Below are 21,686 nucleotides of genomic sequence, written 5' to 3' on the forward strand. Positions count from 1 at the left end.
TCAGGAGCGGCGGCGATATACCGAGACGGTCACCGACGCGGTCACCGGCATCGGATCCGGCAGTGCCGCAATACGGTCTGCGCGTTGCGCAGCCGCATGGAAGGCCGAGGGGCCCATGGCGGACACATTCGCGATATCGGTGTGTGTGAGCGACATTCGATACTCGACCGAATTGCGCTCCGATAATTCGAAACGGTCGCCCAGAGATTCGGCAAGCCGATCCTCCTTCGCGGCATCAACACTCACCATGTCCACAGGTTCGATGAGTTCGGCCAAATGCCCCGGTGTCGGAGTGACAACCAGAAAACGTCCCTCGGGCGCCAGTACTCGTGCGACCTCATCGGCATTTCGCGGTGCGAAAACCGACAGCACCGCGGTCAGTACTCCGTCACGCACCGGCAGTCCGCGCCATGCGTCGGCGAGTACCGCGCCGGCCCGCACATGAGCTCGCGCACTGCGCCGCACAGCCGGTTTGGAAACGTCCAGTGCGATGCCCCGGGCGCCCGGCACCGCGTCGAGTACCGCGCCGAGGTAATAACCGGTTCCCGCGCCGATCTCCAGCACCGCCGCACCCGCCGGGCGAGCCGGGATATCGAGACCGGCTCGCGCGGTGGGCAAGAGCGTCGAGGCAAGTCGGGCGGAGGAAGCCGCCGTCACGGTCGAGCCCGGGTGCGTAATCCCGTCGGCGTGTCGCGGAGCCGCGATGCGCTGTGCAGCACGCGGCTTCGTCATCGAATCCACGGCGGCGGGGGAGGTGGCGGCTGCCGCGGCCGCGAGGGCCGCGGCAATGGGAGTGAAATGGCCTGCGTATTGGAAGGTTGCCCGGGCGTCGAGCATGGCCGGGGTATCGCCGGTCATTTTGGTGGACGCGCCGGTGAGCAGGCTGACGTAGCCCTGCTTGGCGATATCGAAACTGTGGCCGCGCGGACACCGCAGGGTGAGGTCGCGGGGCGTGAGGTCCTGCCCGCATTCCGGACAGGACAGTAGATCGGCGCAGTCGATCAAGCGATCGGCTGCGCCGCGGGGGTGCGTGGAATGCACCTGGGCGCCGGTGAGCGGCTCGAGAGCGGGGTCAACCACCGGTTCGGTGCGGCTCACCGGCACGGGCAAGTATGGCTACTAGCTCGTGACACTCTTGAGTTCGTCACCCAGTGCCGCAGCTTCCTCCGGCGTGAGCTCGACGACCAAACGCCCGCCACCCTCGAGTGGAACCCGCATGACGATTCCACGCCCTTCCTTGGTTGCCTCGAGGGGACCGTCCCCGGTGCGGGGCTTCATGGCCGCCATCCTCTGCTCCCTCCAGATCTGCGCGAATATCTGCGCACTTTCATGGAACTCCAGTTGTCACCAACCAGGCAGCCCGCCGGCATGTGGCGGGCTGCACCACGCCCATTCTTCCCTATCGCGGATCGGGGCGGGTACCTGAGTTCCAAAAACCGACCGATGCGGCGTTCAGGGAGTCCCGACATTCACCCAGCAATCGGCGATGTGATCGTCTACCATCCCGGTCGCCTGCATGAGTGCGTACGCCGTAGTGGGTCCGACGAACTTGAATCCGAGCCGCTTCAGTTCTTTTGCGAGAGCGGTGGATTCGGCAGTGACGGCGGGCACATCCGCTAAGGTGCGTGGCCGTTTTCCGGTGGCCGGTGCGAAGGACCACAGCAGCTCGTCCAGGCTCTTCGGGAGGTCGAGGGCCACTCGGGCATTGTGGATGCTCGCGTGGATTTTGGCGCTATTGCGAACTATGCCGGGATCGGCCATGAGCCGTGCCACCTCCGGCTCGCCGAAGCCCGCGACCCGCTCGATCACGAACCCCTGGAAGGCCGCGCGGAACGCCGGGCGCTTCCGCAGAATCGTGATCCACGCCAGGCCCGACTGGAACGCCTCGAGACACACCCGCTCGAACAGCGCATCGTCGCCGTGCAGCGCCCGGCCCCACTCCTGATCGTGATAGTCCCGGTACAGCTGCGAGGCCTCCGACCAACCGCAGCGGACCCGGCCGTCATCCGGTTCGGCGACCGCCGTCACCGCGCGCCCGGCCCGGCACTCTGGCTGCCCGGACCGGGCACCCAGTCGGCGGCCGCCTGCTTCTGCGTATCGATGCCCGCGCCCGGCGTGTCGCCGATGGTCGGCGCTGCCGCCACATCCGGTGTGCCCGCATCCGTACCGGGTGCCGCCGCCGTACGGTCCGTGTCCGATGCTGCGGGCACACCGGCCCCGGCATCGGGAGCGGTGTGCGCTTGCCGGCTCGGCAGCACCTCGGGCAACTGAGGGGCGACGGCCGCGTCCGGCGTGACGCCGTGGGGTGCGGGAGTATCGCCGAGCTCGGCCGGGTTCTCACCGGCGGCGTAGGGACCGATGCTGTATGCCAGCGGCACACCCTGCGGCGGGGTACTGCCGGATTCCTCGGCGGAATGCCCGGCGCGGGCGTAGGCCAGCTGCCGCTCCAGCTCGTCGATGCGACCCGCGAGCCGGGTGAGCGCCCAATCGACTTCGCCCGCCTTGTAGCCGCGCACCACCTGCTGGAAGCGCAGGGCGCGGACATCGCTGCCGCTGATCGCCTCGGCGGGGAGCACGGTGACCGTGGTGCCTTCGGGCAGTGGGCCGAGCTCTTCCGACCGCCCGAACAGCGCGCTGGCGACCAGGAAGAGCAGCGCGGCCACCAAACCGACGATCAGCACATAGAGAAGCAGCGTGAGCATGTTGTCGAGCGTAGATGGCGCACACAGACCAGAGGCTCCGCCCCCCGGCGGAAATCAGCCGTCGTCTTATCAAAGGCGACAACTGATTTCGTACGGTCGGGGTAACTCATCGGGTACCGGCTAACTCAGCCAGGCCGTGACCGCCACTCCGCGACGCTACTTGCGGGCACCTAGGTGCTCGGCAAAAGGTCCGGGGAGGCGGGTCAGTGACGGGTGGTGTCGATGTTCAGCGACATGCCCGCCAAACCGCGGCGACGGACCGCCAGCTTGTCGGCGATCGCGAGCAGGGCTTTGCCGGAGGCGCTGTCGGGGGCGCTGAGCACGATCGGGGTGCCCTCGTCGCTGGCCTCCCGCATCTGCTGCTCGATCGGGATCTGGCCCAGCAACGGCACATTCGCACCGACCGCGCGAGTCAGGTTGTCCGCCACGGTCTGCCCGCCGCCGGAACCGTAGAGCTCCATGCGCGAACCGTCGGGCAGATCCAGCCAGGACATGTTCTCCACGACACCCACGATGCGCTGACGCGTCTGCAGGGCAATGGAGCCCGCGCGCTCGGCCACCTCGGCGGCGGCCAGCTGCGGGGTGGTGACGACCAGGATCTCGGCGTTCGGAATCAGCTGTGCGAGCGAGATGGCCACATCGCCGGTGCCCGGCGGCAGGTCCAGCAGCAGCACATCCAGATCGCCCCAGAACACATCGGCCAGGAACTGCTGCAGCGCGCGGTGCAGCATCGGGCCGCGCCACACCACGGGCGTATTGCCCTGGGTGAACATGGAGATCGAGATGAGCTTCACGTCGTGCGCCTGCGGCGGCATGATCATCCGCTCCACCTGGGTGGGGCGCGCATCGGTGCCCAGCATGCGCGGCACCGAGTGGCCGTAGATATCGGCGTCCAGCACACCCACCGACAGGCCCTTGGCTGCCATGGCGGCCGCGAGATTCACGGTGACACTGGACTTTCCGACGCCGCCCTTACCGGAGGCGACCGCGTACACGCGGGTCAGCGAGCCGGGCTGGGCGAACGGGATGACCGGTTCGGCATTGTCGCCGCGCAGCTTCTTGCGGAGCTCGGTGCGCTGCTCGTCGTTCATCACGTCGAGGGTCACGTCGATCTTGCCGACACCGGGCACATCGTTGATGGCATTGCTGACGCGCTCGGTGATCGCGCCCTTCATCGGACAGGCCGACGTTGTCAGGTAGATCTCGACCTGGACACTGCTGTCGGCGCCGACCACAACGCTTTTCACCATGCCCAATTCGGTGATCGGTTTCCGGATCTCCGGGTCGTTCACCTTCGCGAGCGCGCCCCGCACATCCGATTCCGTTACCACTGGCATACGCAAAGAATAGGAGTGCCGGACCGGTCCTCCGCGACGGGGGACCGGCTGGGACCTCAGATGCGCGGCAATTGGGCGGCGGCCGGGGTGACTCCGGAGGAGTAGGCGGCCTCCCAGGCCATCACATTGGCGACGTACGCCATGGAGTTGTTGTAGCGCAGGATGGCGCGGGTCTGCTGGCCCGGATCACGCATATCGAGGCCGCCGGAGCACAGGTACTTGCCCGCGGTGAGGGTGGCGTCGAAGAGGTTCTGCGGATCTGCGATGCCGTCGCCATTGCCGTCGGCGGCGTATTTGCGCCAGGTCTCGGGCAGGAACTGCATGGGGCCGACCGCGCGGGTGTAGCCGGTGGACATGCCACTCAGCTCGGCATCGGCGTCGCGGACGACATTGTTGCCGGCGAGGCTGCCGTCGAGCACCGGGCCGTAGATCGGGGCCACCGGATCGCCGTTCACATCGGCTTTACCGCCGAAGGCGTGCGTGGATTCCACCCGGCCGATGCCGGCGAGCAGCGACCACGGCATCGCGCAGGTCGGATTCTCCACGGCCAGAATGCGTTCCGCGTTCTGATAGGCATTGGTGGCAATGCCGGGGATGCCGAGCGGGCCTGCGGGCAGTGCGGCGGGGACCCGGCCGCCGGGGTTCGCGACGGTCTTCACAACCGGCGGGCCAACGGGGACAACCTGTTTCGCCTCGTGCAGCAGAGCTTCCGGGGCGGCGGCCGGTAGGGCCGCCTCCGGTCTGGATAGCGCCGTTTCCTGCGTATCCGGCGAAAACTCGTGCTGGACAGTCGAAGTGACCTTGCCGATGAGGCTACCGTCGGCTGCGCCGGTGACGGTTGCGAGTCCTGCGGGTACGAGACCTGCGAGTGCGATAACCGATCCACGACGAATTGTCGGAACCGGGGGTTTGCGGTGACGTCCCACTGTTCGGTGACCCTCCATTGCCGTCGGTCGTAACAACCAGGTGATGCAAGTGACGGCCACGCTACCGCATTCGAGATCTTTCCGTTACTGCTTCGTGACCATCTTTGACGTTTCGATTACGGACCGGAAACTGGATGGCTTGTCGCCGCGGCCCCCGGAAGGGCAACGGTGCAGGTAGGGAAGATCTGAGTGGTTCGGAACGAGTGACTCCGAGACTCGGGCGAGGTAAAACGACACGCCCGAACAAGTTCGCCTGCGACCCCGAAAAGCTGGGGGCGCAGGCGAACCGGTCTCAGTTGCGGAGGCGAATTACGGCGCCGCCGGCACGGGCAGCGGGATGGTGATGCCGAACGGGAGGGTGATAGCGGGCGCCGGCGTGGTCGGCTGCGCGGACTCCGGAGCCTGCTGCGCGGGGGCCGGATCGGTGGTGACGACCGGCTGGGTGTTCTGCTCGTTCTGCGGCTGCTGGGCCTGCGGCTGCTGAGCCGGAGCCTGCGGCTGCTGCTGCTGCGCGGCCGGGTCCGGCTGGGTGCAGGCGGCGGGCTGCTGGACCGGCTTGCCGTCGGGGCCGTACTGCTGATCGGCTTTCGGGTCGGTCTTCTGATCGACCTTGTCCGCCTGGCCGGGCTGCGAGCCGTCCTCCGGCTTGGCGTCGACCGGATTCGCCGGATCCGGCTTCGGGGCCGGAACCGAGGCCTCGACACAGGGATTCACGGGTGCGGGCGCCGGGCAGAAGATGCCGCAGGGGATGGGCGGCAGGCCCGGAATGGTGATCATCACCTGGGTCTGCTGGGCCTGGGTGGTCTGCGCGGGCGCGTCGGTGGTAGTCGTGGTGGCCGGAATCGTGGTGGAGGCCAGCGACATATCCGGGCCGTTCACCGGGTACGAGCCGGGCGGAATCATATCCGCCGAGATGCTCACCGCAGCGGGCGTGCCACCGGTCTTGTACGCGTTCGACCAGCTCAGCACATTGGCCGCGTAGGTCGTCGAATTGTTGTAGCGCAGTACCGCGCGTAGCTGCTGTGCCGGATCGCGCAGATCCAATCCGCCGTCGCACAGGTATTTGCCCGCCGCCAGCGTGGCGTCGAAGACATTGTTCGGATCGGCGACGCCGTCGCCATTGCCGTCGGAGGCGTATCTCGACCAGGTGCTGGGCAGGAACTGCATGGGGCCGACAGCGCGCACGAAACCACCGCTGGTGGCCTTGATGACCTCGTTGCCGGGCAGTGTCCCGTCCAGTGACGGGCCGAAAATCGGCGAGATGGTGGTGCCCGCGGCATCGGTATTGCCGCCGCTCGCGTGATTGGACTCGATGTGGCCGATACCGGCCAGCAGATTCCAGGGCAGACCGCAGCCGGGCTGCGAAGACTGCAGCGCCAGTTCGGCATTGCGGTAGGCGGCGAGCACCAGCTCGGGGATGCCCAGTACGCCCGTGCCGCCGGGCAGGGCGATGTTCTGCAGCGGAAGTGCGCCGAGCGCGCCGTCGGCGGGCGGGGTCATTGCGCTGAGTTTGCGGGGGGCATCAGGCGCGGCCGGGACCAGGCCGACGCTCTGATCGGAGGCCGGAGTGGCGGCATCTCCGGTGCTGGATGCCGATGCGGCCAGCAGCGCCTCGGGTGCGGCCTGCGGCGCCACCGTGTGCACTGTTGTATTGGTGGCCGAACCGGCGGTGACCAGGCCTGCGATCAGCAGAGCCGACGCTGTCACGGGTGCAGATATTCTTCTCGCCACCACACAATCCCCTCAGTCGTGCGGCCGATCTCCCGTGACAACAGTCTCGAAATCAGAGTGTCTGGGTCGGTCGCTCGGAACAACGTGATCCAGGTTACCCATCAGTCAGCTTGTTCGGTACAACTTGTGCGGTTACTCGCCATCTTTCTGTGCCGAAATTGGGACTCCAGACCTCTTTCGATCGGTACTCTTCTTTGCCTTCTTCTCCCCGACGACCTCGCCGTCCGTCGCCAGCTTCTCCAGTCTGAGCAGCGTGTCCTTGACATCGTCCAGCTCGCGGCGGACATAGTCACGTGTCGCGACCTCACCGACGGCGAGTCGCAGCGCGGCGAGCTCGCGCGCCAGGAATTCGGTATCAGCTTTTGTCTGGGCTGCCCGCGTCCGATCCTCGTCGAGCGCCACCCGGTCGCGATTGTCCTGCCGGTTCTGCGCCAGCAGGATGAGCGGCGCGGCGTACGCGGCCTGGGTGGAGAACGCCAGATTCAGCAGGATGAAGGGATACGGATCCCACTGCAGCCGGATGGCGAAGACGTTCAGCATGATCCAGACGATGACGAACACGGTCTGGATGACCAGGTAGCGGCCGGTGCCGAGGAAGCGTGCGAGCTTCTCGCTACTGCGCGCGAGAGCCTCTGCGTCCCAATCGAATCCGCGGAAGCGGCTCTCGACGGGTGTCTCCAGGCGCTGCCGTGCGTTGGACTTGTCGGTACGGTCGTTCACGCGCGGCCTCCGGTGCCGTCGATCAGCGGGATGCCGTGCAGATCATGGGTGTGGTCGTCCTGTTCACGCCAATCCTCGGGCAGCAGATGGTCGAGCACATCGTCGACCGTGACCGCGCCCAGCAGATGATTCTCGGCGTCCACCACCGGCCCGCAGACCAGGTTGTAGGTGGCGAAATAGCGGGTCACGGCGGTGAGCGGCGCCTCCGGTCGCAGCAGCACCAGATCGTCGTCCACAATGCCGCCCACCATGTTTGCCGGCGGTTCGCGCAGCAGTCGCTGAAAGTGCACACACCCCAGATAGCGGCCGGTCGGTGTGGCGGTCGGCGGGCGCACTACGAAGGCCATGGTGGCCAGCGCCGGGGTCAGCTCGGGATCGCGGATACGGGCAAGCGCCTCCGCGACGGTGGTGGCCGGGGTGAGCACCAGCGGTTTGGAGGTCATCAGACCGCCCGCGGTGTAGGGGGCGTGTTCGAGCAGTCGGCGCACCGGTTCGGAATCTTCCGGATCCATCAGCGCCAGCAGGGATTCCGCTTCACCCTCGGGGAGCTCGCCGAGCAGGTCGGCGGCGTCGTCGGGGTCCATGGCCTCGAGCAGATCGGCGGCGCGTTCCACACCGAGTTGCTCGAGCAGCTCCACCTGATCGTTCTCCGGCAGCTCCTGGACCACGTCCGCCAGGCGATCGTCGTCGAAGGCGGACGCCACTTCGATGCGGCGTTTGCTCGGCAGTTCGCGCAGCAGGTGTGCGACGTCGGCGGGCCGCATGCCCTCGAATTGCGCAAGCAGCTGGGTGACATCCTGGCCGGGCAGGTTGAGTTCGGTTTGAGTGAGGCCGCGCACCTGCGCCCAATCCACCACGTGCACCGCGCCGCGCCGCCCGAATCCGACACCCAGGCGGCGGCGTTCGCGCACCGCGACCCGGGAGACCACGTAATCGCGGGTGCGGGTTTGTTCGATGCCGAGATCGACCACCACCACATCGGTCTCGGCCAGCTGCGGCAGTTCCGGGTCGTCGACCCGCACGGTGGAGTCGAGCAGCTGCGCGATGGCGAGCATCTCGCCCGGCCGCAGCTCGAAACGCCGCATGCTGATGGTGCCGGTGGTCAGTGTCACCGCGCCCGGGTCCACGGTCTGCACCCGCAGCATCGGCACGAAAATCCGCTTCCGCGTGGGCAGTTCGACGAGGATGCCGAGAATGCGCGGTTGTTGCCGGTCGTAGCGGATGGAGATCACCAGGTCGCGGACGCGGCCGATAGACTCCCCGTCCGGTCCCAATACCACCAAGCCCGCGAGCCGGGCGGCGAAAACTCTCGTCGCTGCCATAGGTGACAAGGCTAGTGGGTCCAGATAGCCCGAAATGTCGCGCCACGAGCGCGGACGTGTGAAGGAGTGACCCGTGACATCCCGCCGCACCGTGCTGGCCGTACCCGGCAGCAACCCGCGCATGATCGAGAAGGCCAAGGGACTCGCCGCCGACGAGGTGTTCCTGGACCTCGAGGACGCGGTCGCACCGGCGGCCAAGGCGGCGGCCCGGGCCAATATCGTGGCGGCGCTCAACTCCGGCGGCTGGGGCGAGCAGATTCGTGTTGTGCGGGTCAACGATTGGACCACCGAGCACACCTACGCCGATGTCATCACCGTGATCGAGGGCGCAGGCCCGCAGGTCGACGCGCTGCTGCTGCCCAAGGTCACCGATGCCGGGCAGGTGCGGGCGCTGGATCTGCTGCTCACCCAGCTGGAGAAGGCCAATGGCCTGCCGGTCGGGCGGATCGGCATCGAACCGCAGATCGAGAATGCGCTCGGGCTGCGCAATATCGATGAGATCGCCACCGCCAGCCCGCGCGTGCAGACCCTGGTCTTCGGGCCCGCCGACTTCATGGCGTCGATCAATATGCGCACCCTCGTAGTGGGGGAGCAGCCCGAAGGTTACGAGCCGGGTGATGCGTATCACCACATCTATATGACGATCCTGCTCGCAGCGCGTGCCCACGGCCTGCAGGCCATCGACGGTCCCTACCTCGCCGTGCGCGATATCGAGGGCTTCCGGCGCAATGCCGCGCGTACCGCCGCCCTCGGCTTCGACGGCAAGTGGGTGCTGCATCCGGACCAGATCGCGGCGGGCAATGAGATCTTCAGCCCACGTCAGGCCGACTACGACCGCGCCGAGGAGATATTGGACGCGTACGCTTTCCACACGTCGGCCGCGGGCGGAGCGCGCGGAGCGGTCATGCTCGGCGACGAGATGATCGACGAGGCCAGCGCCAAGATGGCGCAGGTCATCGCCGATAAGGGCCGAGCCGCGAAAATGACGCGAACCGTGCGGTGAATGCGGCGCTGCGAACCCCCGTACGACACACCGAAATAGCATGATGGAGATATGACGAATCCCTTGGGGAACTCGAACCGGAACCGTTCGGGCCTGCCGACGCCTCCGTCGGGCTGGCCCGTCGGGTCCTATCCCACCTATGCCGAGGCGCAGCGGGCCGTCGACTATCTGGCCGACAATCAGTTCCCGGTGGAGAACGTGACCATCGTCGGTGTCGATCTCATGCAGGTCGAACGCGTGCTGTACCGCCTGACATGGGGCAAAGTCCTTGGTGGGGGTGTGGTTTCGGGTGCGTGGCTGGGCCTGTTCATCGGTCTGCTGCTGAGCATGTTCTCCGGCGGCGGCGCGATCATCGTCGGCCTGGTGGGCGGCATCATCTTCGGCCTGCTCTCCACCTCCATCCCGTATGCCGCCACCCGTGGGCAGCGTGATTTCGCCTCCACCATGCAGTTGGTGGCCGGCCGCTACGACGTGCTGTGTGATCCCAAGGCCGCCGAGCAGGCGCGGGACATGCTGGCGAGGTTGGCAATCTAGTCGTGGATGTGATCAATACGGTCCGGGCCGGCCTGCTCGGGCACTTCGGCGTGCAGTCCGCGGATGCGGCGTCGGTGACGTTCCTCGGCTTGGAACCCATCGATATCCTGCGCATTCCGGACGGCGATCTGGTGCACTACGTGACCCTCGGCGGTTCCCGGCATCCGATGACGGATCCGACTGCGGCACTGGCCGATCCGCTGCGTGGACCGCGCGCGGAACTGCTGCTCACCCTGCGCGGCGGTGTCGGCGCGGGCGCCGGGCTGACCCGGGCGCTCGGCATGCTGGCGGCGTCGCCCTCGGTGGAAGGCATTGTGCTGCAAGCCGATGCGCTGCTGGATCTGGGAGAACCGCTGTGGCTCAACGCGCCGTTCACCGCGGTATTGCTCGGCGAGAGTGAGATCCCGGCGGTGGAATTGCCGGAACCCGCTGAGCCCGTACGCTTCCTGACCGCAACGCCGATCACCGCGACCGAGGCGGCGTGGGTGCGCATTCGTGGCGCGGAGGCCCTGCGGGAAGCCTGGACCGAGGCGAAAATCGATGTGCGCGACGCAGATCGCGCCGCCGCCGCCCTTTAGTCTGTCCTACTCCCCGCCGTGCCCCTTCGAAACTTCGAAGGGGCACGGGATTTCAGAGTTCAGAGCCAATCGTTGCGGTGGAAGTTGGCGTAGAGCAGGCCACACAGCAGCAGCATGAGGACGATGACCGCCGGGTAGCCGAAGGTCCAGCCCAGTTCCGGCATGTGCACGAAGTTCATGCCGTAGACACCGGCGATCATGGTCGGCACCGCCGCCATGGCCGCATACGCGGAAATCTTTCGCATATCGGTGTTCTGCTGCACGCTCACCTTCGCGAGCGCGGCATTGATCAGGGCGCTGAGTGATTCGTTGAAGTCCATGATCTGCTCGGTGACCGCCGTGTGGTGGTCGGCGACATCGCGCAGATAGCGCCGGATCTCCACGGGCAGTGGCAGTTTGGGGTCGTGCGAGAGCAGCTGTAGCGGCAGGGCAAGGGGTTTCACGGCGCGCCGCAGTTCCACCACTTCCCGTTTGAGCTGGTAGATCGCTTCGATAATGATCTTGCTGGAGGGCGTGAACACCGCCTCCTCCATGGCGTCCACATCCTCCTCGATGGCCGCGGTGACCTCCACGTACGAGTCCACGCAGCGGTCGGCCACCGCATGCAGCACGGAGCCCGGGCCGAGCGCCAACTGCTCCGGTTGCGACTCCAGTTCCGTTCGTACCCCGGCCAATCCGGAATGATCGCCGTGCCGCACGGTGATCGCGAAATCCGGGCCCTGGAAGATCATGATCTCGCCGGTGTCGACGATCTCGCTGACCGTATTGAGTTCGTGCACGTGATACTGCACGGTGCGCAGCACCAGGAACAGAATGTCGTCGTAGCGTTCGAGTTTGGGGCGCTGATGGGCTTGCACCGCGTCTTCGACGGCCAGCGAGTGCAGTCCGAAGGTGTGCGCCACATCGGTCATCAGGCTGGTGCTGGGTTCGAGGAGACCGAGCCAGACGAAGCCCTCGCCGCGCTTGCGTACCTCGCTCAGCGCCTCCTGGTAGCTGCAGCGCTCCAGCAGCCGGTGCCCGTCGACGTAGACCGCGCAGTCGACAACCACATTCGCGCCCGTGCGATGGGCGGCGGGTTTCGGCCGGTCACCGGTCCGGCCGGGCCAGTGAAAAGCGGGGAGCGGGGGGATCGAAGACACGGGCCGAAGTCTAGGTTGCCCTGCCGGTAACCGCCGGGCGCCCGGGCCATGCGCGGTGGCGCGGGCAAGATGGACCCCGTGCGCATCGATCTCCACACTCATTCCAATGCCTCCGACGGCACCGACGCTCCGGCCGAGCTCATCCGTAATGCCGCGGCCGCGGGCCTGGACGTGGTCGCCCTGACCGATCACGACACCACTGCGGGCTGGGCGGAGGCGGTCGAGGCATTGCCTCCGGGACTCACGCTGCTGCGCGGCATGGAGATGTCGTGTGTCGGCGACGGTGATGACGGCTGGCCGGTGCCCGTGCACCTGCTGGCCTACCTGTTCGACCCGGCGAACGAGGCTTTCGCGCAGGAGCGGGAGCGGTTGCGCGGTGAACGCACCGTGCGGCTGCGCGCGATTGCCGAGAATATGGCCGCCGACGGGCTGCCGGTGGATCCGGACGCGGTAATGGCTTCGGCCGGACCGTCGGCGGGCCGCCCGCATCTGGCCCGGGCGCTGGTCGAGGCCGGCGTGGTGCCGACGGTGGATGCGGCCTTCCAGGACCTGCTCGCTCCCAACGGCAAGTACTACGTCGAGAAGGCCGACACCCCGCTGCAGCGCGCGGTCGAGATGGTCGCGGCCGCCGGTGGTGTGAGCGTGGTGGCGCATGCCCGGGCTCGGAAGCGCGGGCGGCTGCTGTCCCTGGATCACATTCGGGAGCTGGCGACGCTCGGCCTCGGCGGGCTGGAGCTCGATCATCCCGATCACAGCGCCGCCGATCGCGCGGTGCTGGCATCGCTGGCCGACGAGCTGGGTTTGCTGACCACCGGCTCGTCCGACTACCACGGCAGCAACAAGACCATCCGGCTCGGTGAATTCACCACCGACCCAGCACAATTCGAGGTGCTTGTGGGCAAGTCGAGTGGAGTGCCGGTGATCACGGCGTGAGCGGTCAGGGGCCGGAGGCGGAAGCCTGCGTAACCACGCAGGCCCCCCGCTCACGCCGAATGGAGACAGCGTGAGGGTGCTGCGGGGTCTGAGCGGGATTGTCGCCGGCGGCACGGTGGTTTTGGCGGCGACGGTTGTCGGTGCGTCGATCATCGGTGCCCAGCGTGGGTTTCCAGGTCCGGGCGCCGCAGATCTGGCCTGGCATGTGTGCGCGGGATTACTTGCTGTGGTCGCGCAAATATTTGCTGATAGACGTCAGGGAATTACCGCCATTTTCGGGGTTTTGGTTGTTTTTATTGTTGCCGGATCGCTGCTGTGGGCGCAGTGGTGGAATTGAAATACGCGTAACGGTTGCGGGTAGTTGAACGGTCCGCGAACATTTGTCGTTATGACCGAATTCGACGCCGATGTGCTGGTGCTGGGAGGCGGTCCGGCAGGGGCTTGGGCCGCACTCGCCGCCGCTGCTGCCGGCGCTCGGGTTCTGCTCGTCGACAAGGCCCGCTGCGGAACCAGCGGCCCCACCGCGCGGGGTGGGGCCACCCTCTGGAACATCCCGGCCGGACGGGCGCGCGACGAGGCGGTCGCGCAGAACTTCGCGCACGGCGGCGGACTCGGCGATCCGGAATGGATGTACCGGGTTCTCGACGAGACCCACCGGCGGATCGGGCAACTCGTGCACGGAAGTCTGCGGTCGCCGGGAGAACGGGTCGGGCGCGGGGTGGTGGCCGCCGAACAGCCGACCCGGATCCGGCTGGACGGACCGAAATATCTCGGCCGCCTGCGCCGCAGCATGGTGATCGCCGGGGTCCGGATTCTCGACTACCACCCGGCATTGCAGCTGATCACGGACGGTGACGGCGTCGTCTCCGGCGCGGCGGGCGTGGCGCTGGGCGGCGAGGCGCACGCCTGGACCGTGCACGCTCGGGCGGTGGTGCTGGCCACCGGCGGCTGCGCCTTCCTCTCCGGCGGCGCGGGCACCGATGTCGACACCGGCGACGGACTGCTCATGGGCGCGGAGGCCGGGGCCGAACTGTCCGGGATGGAGTTCTCCAACGCGTATTCGCTGGTGCCCATCGGCAATTCGGGCCCCGCGTCGATGAGTGGCCAGCGACCGGCCGGTACCACGATCTTCTCGGCCGAGCAGGTCATGCATTTCGCCACGCTGTACGACGAGTCGCGGTCGGTGCTCTACGAGCACGGCGGCGGATCCCGGGTCCAGGCCTTCACGGCGATTGCCGGTGGTCGCCGCGTCTACGCCGCCCTCGACGAGCTCTCCGATGCGGCGCGCGACGGGCTGACACCTAACGGCAGCCCCGAGGACCTGCTGCGTGACGGTGACCATGTGGAGTCACTGCGCGAAGAGCTGCTGCGGCACCAGGATTCGGCCGGGCGGGTCCCGGTCCGCGCCGTGCTGGAGGGGACGGTGCGCGGCACTGGCGGACTCTGGCTGGCCGGACCCGATTGCGCCACTACCGTTCCCGGCCTCTACGGTGCGGGCGATGTGACCACCCGCGAGCCGGTGACCGGCGCGGTTTCCGGAGTCGGCGGGCAGAACGGGGCCTGGGCGGTGTCCTCCGGAGCGTGGGCGGGCCAGGCGGCGGCCCGGTTCGCGGGCAACCGCAAACGGGTCGGCCGGACCCGGCCGGTGCCCGGCGCCGGACTGGGCGATCGCGCGCGGATCGATCCGCGCGCGGTGGTCGGCCTGGTGCAGGAGCACACGCTGCCGCTGCGGCGCAGCTACTGGCGCAGCGACGGCAGTCTGCGCGACAGCATCGGTGAACTGGACGGCATGTGGCCGGGCGTGGAATTCGATCTAGGCGGCGCGGGTGCGGAACGTTTGCGCGCCCGGCAGGCGGCGGCATTGCTGGCGGTCGCGCGCTGGACCAAGTACAGCGCCCTGGCGCGCACGGAGACGCGCGGAATGCATCGCCGCACAGATCACCCCGGCGCGGGCAGTGATTGGCGCGTGCGGTTGATCTCGGGCGGTCTGGACAGCGTATGGGTGCGGCCGGAGCGCACGGCCGTGCCGCGGTCCATGCGCGGGCCGGTGGAGTCGGCCGCGCCCGAGGCCTCCTGATCGGACCTCACCGCGGCGCTGCCAACCAGGCGCGACAGCTCACCGTCCCGGGCGGGACCGTGTTGTGACTGTTCACCGCGGTTACCGCCCGACGTGCGAGTTCCCCTTTACCTGAGGGTGATTCGGCGCGCCTAGGCTGCGTGGATGGTGAACGATCGCGACGGGCCGGGGGCGATTTGGCGCGTTGTCGCTGCCGATGGCAGAATGTTGCGATCTCCCGCCGTCGCTGACCGCCCGGCTCAGGAGACTCGGTGATCACGATCCGCGACGCGCGGGTTACCCCTGGATCACCCCGGCGACATCGCCCGGACACACCCGTCCGGTTCCGCTCGACGATCTCTGCCGCGCCGTGTAGTTGAGACACGCTGCCCGCGAACCGTAATACTTTGTGACGCCTGCCCCGATGACCGTGGCGAGGGTTCATGCAGTGCCGGGAACGCAGTGGCCGGTGCGCCCGATATAGAGCAAGAATCCCATTTACCTATTACCGAACGGTAACCGTCAAACGGTTGAGTCCGCACCGAGATGGAGTGAAATCGTGTCACCCGTGACTGAAGCAGTGAGTGCCACCACGGCAAGCCCCGCGTCCAATGCTGCGAATCTTTCCGACATCACCACGGAAGAAATTTTCGCGGGCCACCTGGGCGGCAAGCTCTCGGTCGCACTTACCGCGCCGCTGGACACCCAGCGCGACCTTTCGATCGCCTACACCCCCGGTGTGGCGCAGGTCTGCCGCGGTATCCACAAGGACGAGTCGCTCGCCAAGACCTACACCTGGGCCGAGCGCCTGGTCGTGGTCGTCTCCGACGGCACCGCCGTGCTGGGCCTGGGCGATATCGGCCCGCGCGCCTCGCTGCCGGTGATGGAGGGTAAGGCGGCGCTATTCAAGAAGTTCGCCGGCCTGGACTCCATTCCGATCGTGCTCGACACCAAGGATGTCGACGAGATCGTCGAGACCGTGATCCGCCTGCGTCCGAGCTTCGGTGCGGTCAATCTGGAGGACATCTCCGCGCCGCGCTGCTTCGAGATCGAGCAGCGGCTCATCGAGGCTCTCGACTGCCCGGTCATGCACGACGATCAGCACGGCACGGCCATCGTGGTGCTGGCCGCGCTCAAGGGTGCGGCCGCGGTACAGGGCCGTCCGATCGCGGATCTGAAGGTTGTGGTGTCGGGTGCGGGCGCGGCCGGTGTGGCGTGCACGAACATCCTGCTGGCCGCCGGTGTCCCCGATATCGTCGTGCTGGACTCCAAGGGCATTATCAGCAGCGACCGCGGCGACCTGAACCATGTGAAGGCCGAGCTGGCGCAGCGCAGCAACCCGCGCAAGATCACCGGTGGACCGGCCGAGGCACTGGCCGGCGCCGATGTGTTCCTGGGTCTTTCGGCGGGCACCATCGCCGAGGAGCTCATTGCTTCCATGGCCCCCGAATCCATCGTGTTCGCCATGTCGAACCCGGATCCGGAGATCCACCCGGAGGTGGCCGCCAAGTACGCCGCCATCGTGGCGACCGGTCGCTCGGACTTCCCGAACCAGATCAACAATGTGCTCGCGTTCCCTGGCGTCTTCAAGGGCGCGCTGGATGTGGGCGCGCGCCGGATCACCGAGGGCATGAAGGTCGCTGCGGCCGATGCCATTTTCGCGGTGGTGGCGGACGAGCTGGCCGTGGACAAGATCATCCCGAGCCCGCTGGATCCCCGCGTGGCTCCGGCCGTGGCCGCGGCGGTCGGCGCTGCCGCGCTCGCCGAGGGTGTCGCGTAATCACGTAGTCGCACAGCCCGAAAGGGGCGTCTCGTCAATGATGAGACGCCCCTTTCGCTGTGTTCGGGCTGCCGCCGAGACGGGTGCGCCGGGTTGTCGCGCCGCCGGGGGATTTCGTGTCCCCCGCACGGGGGATGGGCGGGTGCGCGGGTAGCGTCGCGCTCGGTGTGCCCGCGCCGGCGGCACGCCATCGGACTAGTGGGCGAGGGTGGTGCTGCGGTGGATGTGACCAGATCGCTGGCTCGCTTGTCGCTGGTGGTGGCGGCGGTGGCGGCGCTGGTCGACAGCATGCAGTTGGTGCTGTGCGGTGCGTTCGGCGCCGCGCCGGTGCTGGCGTCGATTTTGTTCGCGGCGGTGGTGGCCGCTGATCTCGCGCTCGCCGCGCCGCCCGCGACGGCCGCTCTCGCGGCGGTCGGGCAGGTGGCGGTGAAGGTCGGTATCGCGGGATTCGTGAACCATTACGGACTGCCCGCGAAGATGCCCGATGTCGGGTTCCTGGTGGTGGGTTATCGAGCCGGTGCGTGGTTGGGCGGCACGACGTCCTTCGTCACCGTCGCCATGCTCGCCGGTGCGGCGGCCGTCTCGAATGTGCTTGTCGGCGGACCGGTTTCGCGGGACTGGCGGTGGGTGCTGATGGCGGTGGCCGCCGGGGTGGTGCCGTGGCTGGTCGGCCGCTACACTGCGGCGCGCGGCGCGTACATTGCCGAGTTGGAGCAGCGGGAACGCTTGCGGCAGCAGGAACAGCGGGCCGCGCTGGATCGCGCCCTCGCCGATGAGCGGGCGGCGATCGCCCGGGATCTGCACGATGTGATCTCCCATCATGTGAGCGCCATCGGTATTCATGCCGGGGTTGCGCGCATGGCCCTGTCTCGCGTCGATCCCGCTGTGCCCGACGCTGATTCGGCGTTGTCCCGCACCGATGCCCAGGCGGCGGCGCGGTCGCTGACGGCGGTGGAGACCAGCAGCCGGGCCGCCATGGTGGATCTGCGGCGGCAGTTGGATTTGCTGCACGGTCGTGAGGACGACGGGCAGCGCCAGCCCGGGCTGGTCGATATCGACGATCTGGTGGAGCGGGTGCGCGCGGCGGGTCTTGCTGTGCGGGTAGAGATTTCGGGTGAGCCACCGATGCTGCCGGAGTCCCTCGACGTGATGCTCTATCGCGTGGTGCAGGAGATTCTCACCAATGCCTTGCGGCACGGGCGGGAACCGGCGCGGCTGGAGATCGGCTATCGCCCGACGCGGGTGGAGGTCCGGGGCACCAATCCCATTGCCTCGGCTGCGCTCGCGCAGGAAGGTGTGCATCGCGGTTTGGACGGTATCCGGCGACGGGCCGAATTATTCGGCGGCACTGCGCAATTCGGTCCGGATCGTACCGGAGGACGTTGGGACATCGTGGTATCCGTACCGATCGGAGCGGCATGAACGACGAGGTCCAGGAGGCAACCCGGCCGAATGCGCAACACCCCGTGCGCATTCTGATCGCCGATGATCACACCATGTTCCGGTCGGGGCTGCGGGCCGTGGTGGACGCACAGCCGGATCTGGAATGCGTGGCGGAGGTGGGTGACGGGCGCGCGGCCATCGAGGCGGCGGCCCGGCTGCATCCGGAGGTCGCGATTCTCGATGTGCGCATGCCGAAACTGGATGGGCTGGCCGCCACCGAAGCCATTGTGGCGGCGGGCGGTACCCGCGTCCTGGTGCTGACCACCTATGACAGCGAAGGGAATCTGTCCCGCGCACTGTCCGCCGGTGCCAGCGGGTTCCTGTTGAAGAGCCTGCCGCCGGAGGATCTGGTGGCCGCCATTCGGGTGGCGGTGCGCGGTGACGCCGTCATCGACCCGTCCATGACCCGCAGGCTCGCAGCACGTTTCGCGGAGGGCATTGCCCCACCCGTCGAACCGCCGGAGTTCACGCAACTCACCGCCCGCGAGCGGGAGGTGCTGCTACTGGTCGCCGCTGCCCGCAGCAATGGCGAAATCGCCGCCGAGCTCGGTGTCGGTGAGGAGACGGTGAAGACCCACGTCTCCCGGGTGCTCGCCAAACTCGGTGTCCGCGACCGCATTCACGCGGTGGTCTATGCCTACCGCCACGGCCTGGTCTGCCCAGACCGGACACCGGACTGATCGACCAACCCCGTCATCCCGGCGCGCTTTCGGCCGGGATCCACACGGGTGAGGCTGCACCTTATTGGTGGATCCCGGCCAAATGCATGCCGGGATGACGAGGGTGTCACGCCGGTCGGGACGACCGGGGCGGATTACTTCGGGCAGGCGGTGCGGAAGTCGCGGACCGACTGGCGGGCGTCGCGCAGCGCCTGGGCGTCCTGCGGGTGCGACTGCTTGTAGGACTGGATCTCGGCCTTGCGCTGATCCTTCGGCAGGGCCTTGATCTTCGCGAATTCGGCCTGCGCGTCCGGGTGGGTGGACAGGTAGGCCTGCACCTTGGTCTTGGCGTCGGCCCGCGCCGCGGTCAGCGCGGCCTGGCTGCAGTCGGGCGCGTCGGCGGACGCAACGCCGGGCACCGCCAGGGCGATGGTGGCGAATCCGGCGACTCCGGCCAATGCTGCGGCGATCGTGCGCTTCATACTCACTCCTCTGGGGCAGGGACTTGACTCCACCGAATCTGCCCCCGGATCCTTAAGAACCCCTGAATCAGCAGACCTTCTTCAGCAGACCTTCAGCTAACCGCCCGCCGAGGTGCTCTTGGTCGTTCAATCGACCGTCCCGGGTGCCGTTGGCCGTTCGATCGCCTGCCGTAGGCGCACTCGGCCGTTCAAGCGCCCGTCCTAGGCGCCGGGGTCATTTCGGGCGGTACCTGGTCCGTGTTTTCCGTGGTCAGCGGCAGGCGTAGGACGAAGCGTGCGCCGCTGCCGTCGATCGGGTCGGCACAGGTCAGGTCGCCGCCGTGGGCACGGGCCAGGCCGCGGGCGATGGGCAGGCCGAGGCCGGAGCCGTCGGTGCGGTGATCGCGGGAGCCGTCGAGGCGGACCAGGCGGTCGAAGATGCGTTCGCGGTCCTCGGGCCGGACGCCGGGGCCGGTATCGCTGACGGCGATCTCGGCACTGTCGGCGGTGGTCCGGATATGCACGGCCACGACTGCGGCACGGTGTTCCGGCCCGGTGGAGTCGCCGGTGCCGGGATCGGCCGCCACCTGGGCGGGCACGTCGGTGTGCACCGCCTGGCAGGCATTGGTGAGCAGATTGGCGAGGATCTGGGTGATGCGCTCGGGATCCACCTCGGTGGTCACCGGCACGCCGTCGAGGCGGAAATCGATGTCGGGGTGCAACATTCGCATGCGGTCGAGTTGCGTGGCGGCGAGATCGTTCAGGTCGGTGGGGTCGCGCCGAAGTTCCAGTCCGGCGTCGATGCGGGCCAGGTCGAGCAGATCGTCGACGAGACGTCCGGCACGATGGGCCTCGCGCACCAGCAGCAGATGCATGCGCTGGCGGTCCTCCGGGTCGGCGTCGGCGGGTTGCTGGACCACGGCCTCGGCGAGGGCGCGAATGCCCGCGATGGGTGTGCGCAGTTCATGGGCGGCATCGCCGACGAAGGTGCGAATACGCGCTTCGGAGGCGCGGGCCCGGGCCTCGGCGGCGGTGGTGTCCCGCAGCGCGCCTTCGAGGGCGTCCAGCATTTCGTCGAAAGCGGCTGCGGTACGGCCGAGTTCGGTATCGGTGCTGGAGGGGTTCAGGCGGCGGCCGAGTCTGCCTCGGGTGATTTCACGGGCCAGCCGGGTCATATCGTCGAGCGGTGCGAGCGTGCGCGGGACACCGAACCACAGTCCGGCGGCGATCACCGCGATGGCGCTCGCGGTGGCCATGATCAGCAGGAACCCCAGCCGCTGCTGCACCCGTGACAGCAGAGGTGTGTCGATCTGCAGGGTGAGCCTGGCGCCGTTCAATTCACCTGGGCCGGTGAGCTTCAGACTGCGGGATTTGGCCACCCCTTCCTCGGCGTGCAGGCGGGAGAGGCTGCCGAAACTGCGGCCGTCGGTGAGCACCAGCCGGGCCCGCGCCGATCGGTTGTCGACCCGGGCCACCAGTTCATCGGGCGAAATCCCGTCCTGTGACAGCTGTTTGGCGAGTTGGACGCGATCGGTGAGGGCAGTGTTCTCACTGCGCGTCACCACCACCCCGAACAGCGTGTGCACGGTGATCGCGACCAGTACCAGCACCAGGCCGGAAACTACTGCGGTGGTGAGGGTTACGCGGCGGCGCAGGGAGACGGTCTTCATCGGTCGCCGACCCGCAGCGTGTACCCGAGCCCGCGCACGGTGTGCAGCAGGCGTTCTCCGTGCTCCTCGAGTTTGCGCCGCAGCGCGCTCACATTCACTTCGACGAGATTGGGGTCGTAACTCTCGTATCCCCATACGGCGGTGAGGATTTGGGTTTTGGTGACCACGCGATCGCGATTGGTGGCCAGGTAGGACAGCAGTTTGAATTCGGTGGCGGTGAGCGGCACGGTCGTCTCACCGCGCCATACGGTCCCGGATTCGACGTCCACCTCGAGGTCGCCGACGGTGATGCGGTTCTGTGCGCGGCCCATGCGGCGCAGCAGTGCGTCGACCCGCGCCACGAGTTCGTTCAGGTCGAAGGGTTTCACTACATAGTCGTCGGAGCCCGCCCGCAGTCCGCGCACCCGGTCCTCGACGCCGTCGCGTGCGGTCAGCATGAGCACCCCGGACGCCGACCGTGCCCGCACCGTCTCCAGCAGGGCGAAGCCGTCCCGTCCGGGCAGCATGATGTCGAGCACCACCACATCCGGCCGGAATTGCGCCAGATCCTGTTCCAGCCGCGCCCCGTCGGGACGCCCGAGCACATCGTGTCCCGCCGCCGTCAGTCCCGCTTCGACGGCGGTTCTGATGGCTTCGGCATCTTCGACTACAAGAATTCGTCCCGGCTGCACCCGGACATTGTGCTTCCACCT

At 67.8% G+C, this 21,686-nt stretch carries 21 protein-coding genes and 1 pseudogene; 9 read left to right on the forward strand and 13 right to left on the reverse strand.

Going from position 1 to position 21,686, the window contains the following annotated elements; genetic code table 11:
- The 9 genes and pseudogenes from JWN03_RS19085 to JWN03_RS19125 form a co-directional block, all read right to left on the reverse strand.
- The gene (locus tag JWN03_RS19085) at nucleotides 1–1,098 is read right to left on the reverse strand and encodes a putative RNA methyltransferase (protein WP_297616507.1); all 1,098 of its coding nucleotides are present in this window, start codon (nucleotides 1,096–1,098) and stop codon (nucleotides 1–3) included.
- 21 nt (nucleotides 1,099–1,119) lie between these two features.
- A complete protein-coding gene (locus JWN03_RS19090; RefSeq protein WP_006554284.1) occupies nucleotides 1,120–1,287 on the reverse strand; it encodes a DUF3117 domain-containing protein in 168 nt (55 codons plus the stop codon).
- A 165-nt stretch (nucleotides 1,288–1,452) separates the two neighbouring features.
- On the reverse strand, nucleotides 1,453–2,028 hold the full coding sequence (locus JWN03_RS19095) for a DNA-3-methyladenine glycosylase I (RefSeq protein ID WP_297616509.1): 576 nt from the start codon (nucleotides 2,026–2,028) through the stop codon (nucleotides 1,453–1,455).
- Nucleotides 2,029–2,420: 392 nt separating this feature from the next.
- Nucleotides 2,421–2,702 (reverse strand): annotated as a pseudogene (locus JWN03_RS19100) (DivIVA domain-containing protein); the annotation flags it as partial.
- A 203-nt stretch (nucleotides 2,703–2,905) separates the two neighbouring features.
- The gene (locus tag JWN03_RS19105) at nucleotides 2,906–4,039 is read right to left on the reverse strand and encodes an Mrp/NBP35 family ATP-binding protein (RefSeq protein ID WP_297616512.1); all 1,134 of its coding nucleotides are present in this window, start codon (nucleotides 4,037–4,039) and stop codon (nucleotides 2,906–2,908) included.
- Between the two features lie 56 nt (nucleotides 4,040–4,095).
- Nucleotides 4,096–4,965, reverse strand: a complete 870-nt coding sequence (locus JWN03_RS19110) for a lytic transglycosylase domain-containing protein (RefSeq protein ID WP_297616514.1) — start codon at nucleotides 4,963–4,965, stop codon at nucleotides 4,096–4,098.
- A gap of 309 nt (nucleotides 4,966–5,274) precedes the next feature.
- Nucleotides 5,275–6,672 (reverse strand): lytic transglycosylase domain-containing protein, encoded by a 1,398-nt coding sequence (locus JWN03_RS19115; protein ID WP_297616516.1) that lies wholly within the window; start codon nucleotides 6,670–6,672, stop codon nucleotides 5,275–5,277.
- Between the two features lie 156 nt (nucleotides 6,673–6,828).
- Complete coding sequence (locus JWN03_RS19120; protein ID WP_297616518.1) at nucleotides 6,829–7,416, reverse strand: DUF1003 domain-containing protein; 588 nt, start codon at nucleotides 7,414–7,416, stop codon at nucleotides 6,829–6,831.
- Nucleotides 7,413–8,738 carry a magnesium transporter MgtE N-terminal domain-containing protein gene (locus JWN03_RS19125; protein WP_297616520.1) on the reverse strand — a complete coding sequence of 442 codons (1,326 nt, stop codon included), beginning with the start codon at nucleotides 8,736–8,738 and terminating at the stop codon, nucleotides 7,413–7,415. The genes JWN03_RS19120 and JWN03_RS19125 overlap by 4 nt, the downstream gene beginning before the upstream one ends.
- A gap of 73 nt (nucleotides 8,739–8,811) precedes the next feature.
- Between JWN03_RS19125 and JWN03_RS19130 the strand changes: the two genes are divergently transcribed.
- The 3 genes from JWN03_RS19130 to JWN03_RS19140 are packed head-to-tail and all read left to right on the forward strand — an operon-like array spanning nucleotide 8,812 to nucleotide 10,853.
- A complete protein-coding gene (locus tag JWN03_RS19130) occupies nucleotides 8,812–9,741 on the forward strand; it encodes an HpcH/HpaI aldolase/citrate lyase family protein (RefSeq protein WP_297616522.1) in 930 nt (309 codons plus the stop codon).
- Nucleotides 9,742–9,792: 51 nt separating this feature from the next.
- Nucleotides 9,793–10,275 carry a general stress protein gene (locus JWN03_RS19135; protein WP_297616525.1) on the forward strand — a complete coding sequence of 161 codons (483 nt, stop codon included), beginning with the start codon at nucleotides 9,793–9,795 and terminating at the stop codon, nucleotides 10,273–10,275.
- 11 nt (nucleotides 10,276–10,286) lie between these two features.
- Nucleotides 10,287–10,853: a suppressor of fused domain protein gene (locus JWN03_RS19140; protein WP_297616804.1), complete on the forward strand. Its 567-nt coding sequence runs from the start codon at nucleotides 10,287–10,289 to the stop codon at nucleotides 10,851–10,853.
- A 59-nt stretch (nucleotides 10,854–10,912) separates the two neighbouring features.
- Here JWN03_RS19140 and JWN03_RS19145 read toward each other — a convergent pair whose 3' ends face one another.
- Complete coding sequence (locus tag JWN03_RS19145; protein ID WP_441343020.1) at nucleotides 10,913–11,992, reverse strand: magnesium and cobalt transport protein CorA; 1,080 nt, start codon at nucleotides 11,990–11,992, stop codon at nucleotides 10,913–10,915.
- A 78-nt stretch (nucleotides 11,993–12,070) separates the two neighbouring features.
- Between JWN03_RS19145 and JWN03_RS19150 the strand changes: the two genes are divergently transcribed.
- From JWN03_RS19150 to JWN03_RS19175, 6 genes are all read left to right on the forward strand, one after another.
- Nucleotides 12,071–12,925 carry a PHP domain-containing protein gene (locus tag JWN03_RS19150; protein ID WP_297616528.1) on the forward strand — a complete coding sequence of 285 codons (855 nt, stop codon included), beginning with the start codon at nucleotides 12,071–12,073 and terminating at the stop codon, nucleotides 12,923–12,925.
- A gap of 70 nt (nucleotides 12,926–12,995) precedes the next feature.
- The gene (locus JWN03_RS19155; protein ID WP_297616531.1) at nucleotides 12,996–13,262 is read left to right on the forward strand and encodes a hypothetical protein; all 267 of its coding nucleotides are present in this window, start codon (nucleotides 12,996–12,998) and stop codon (nucleotides 13,260–13,262) included.
- 51 nt (nucleotides 13,263–13,313) lie between these two features.
- Nucleotides 13,314–15,002, forward strand: coding sequence for an FAD-dependent oxidoreductase (locus JWN03_RS19160; RefSeq protein ID WP_297616534.1), 1,689 nt, complete (start codon nucleotides 13,314–13,316; stop codon nucleotides 15,000–15,002).
- A 547-nt stretch (nucleotides 15,003–15,549) separates the two neighbouring features.
- Complete coding sequence (locus tag JWN03_RS19165; RefSeq protein ID WP_297616537.1) at nucleotides 15,550–16,761, forward strand: NAD(P)-dependent malic enzyme; 1,212 nt, start codon at nucleotides 15,550–15,552, stop codon at nucleotides 16,759–16,761.
- 219 nt (nucleotides 16,762–16,980) lie between these two features.
- Nucleotides 16,981–18,183, forward strand: coding sequence for a sensor histidine kinase (locus JWN03_RS19170; RefSeq protein WP_297616540.1), 1,203 nt, complete (start codon nucleotides 16,981–16,983; stop codon nucleotides 18,181–18,183).
- Entirely contained in the window at nucleotides 18,180–18,884 is a 705-nt protein-coding gene (locus JWN03_RS19175) for a response regulator (protein ID WP_297616545.1), read from the forward strand. The genes JWN03_RS19170 and JWN03_RS19175 overlap by 4 nt, the downstream gene beginning before the upstream one ends.
- Nucleotides 18,885–19,018: 134 nt before the next feature.
- On the opposite strand, the gene JWN03_RS19180 is transcribed toward JWN03_RS19175, so the two are convergent.
- The 3 genes from JWN03_RS19180 to JWN03_RS19190 all read right to left on the reverse strand — a co-directional run bounded on the left by JWN03_RS19180 (nucleotide 19,019) and on the right by JWN03_RS19190 (nucleotide 21,665).
- The gene (locus tag JWN03_RS19180) at nucleotides 19,019–19,345 is read right to left on the reverse strand and encodes a hemophore-related protein (RefSeq protein WP_297616548.1); all 327 of its coding nucleotides are present in this window, start codon (nucleotides 19,343–19,345) and stop codon (nucleotides 19,019–19,021) included.
- Nucleotides 19,346–19,533: 188 nt separating this feature from the next.
- Nucleotides 19,534–20,994: a HAMP domain-containing sensor histidine kinase gene (locus JWN03_RS19185; RefSeq protein ID WP_297616551.1), complete on the reverse strand. Its 1,461-nt coding sequence runs from the start codon at nucleotides 20,992–20,994 to the stop codon at nucleotides 19,534–19,536.
- Nucleotides 20,991–21,665, reverse strand: coding sequence for a response regulator transcription factor (locus JWN03_RS19190; protein WP_297616554.1), 675 nt, complete (start codon nucleotides 21,663–21,665; stop codon nucleotides 20,991–20,993). Before JWN03_RS19190 ends, JWN03_RS19185 begins: the two co-directional genes overlap by 4 nt.
- Nucleotides 21,666–21,686: the final 21 nt, after the last annotated feature.

Origin of the sequence: Nocardia sp., assembly GCF_025465275.1 — a bacterium.
Classification (GTDB): domain Bacteria; phylum Actinomycetota; class Actinomycetes; order Mycobacteriales; family Mycobacteriaceae; genus Nocardia.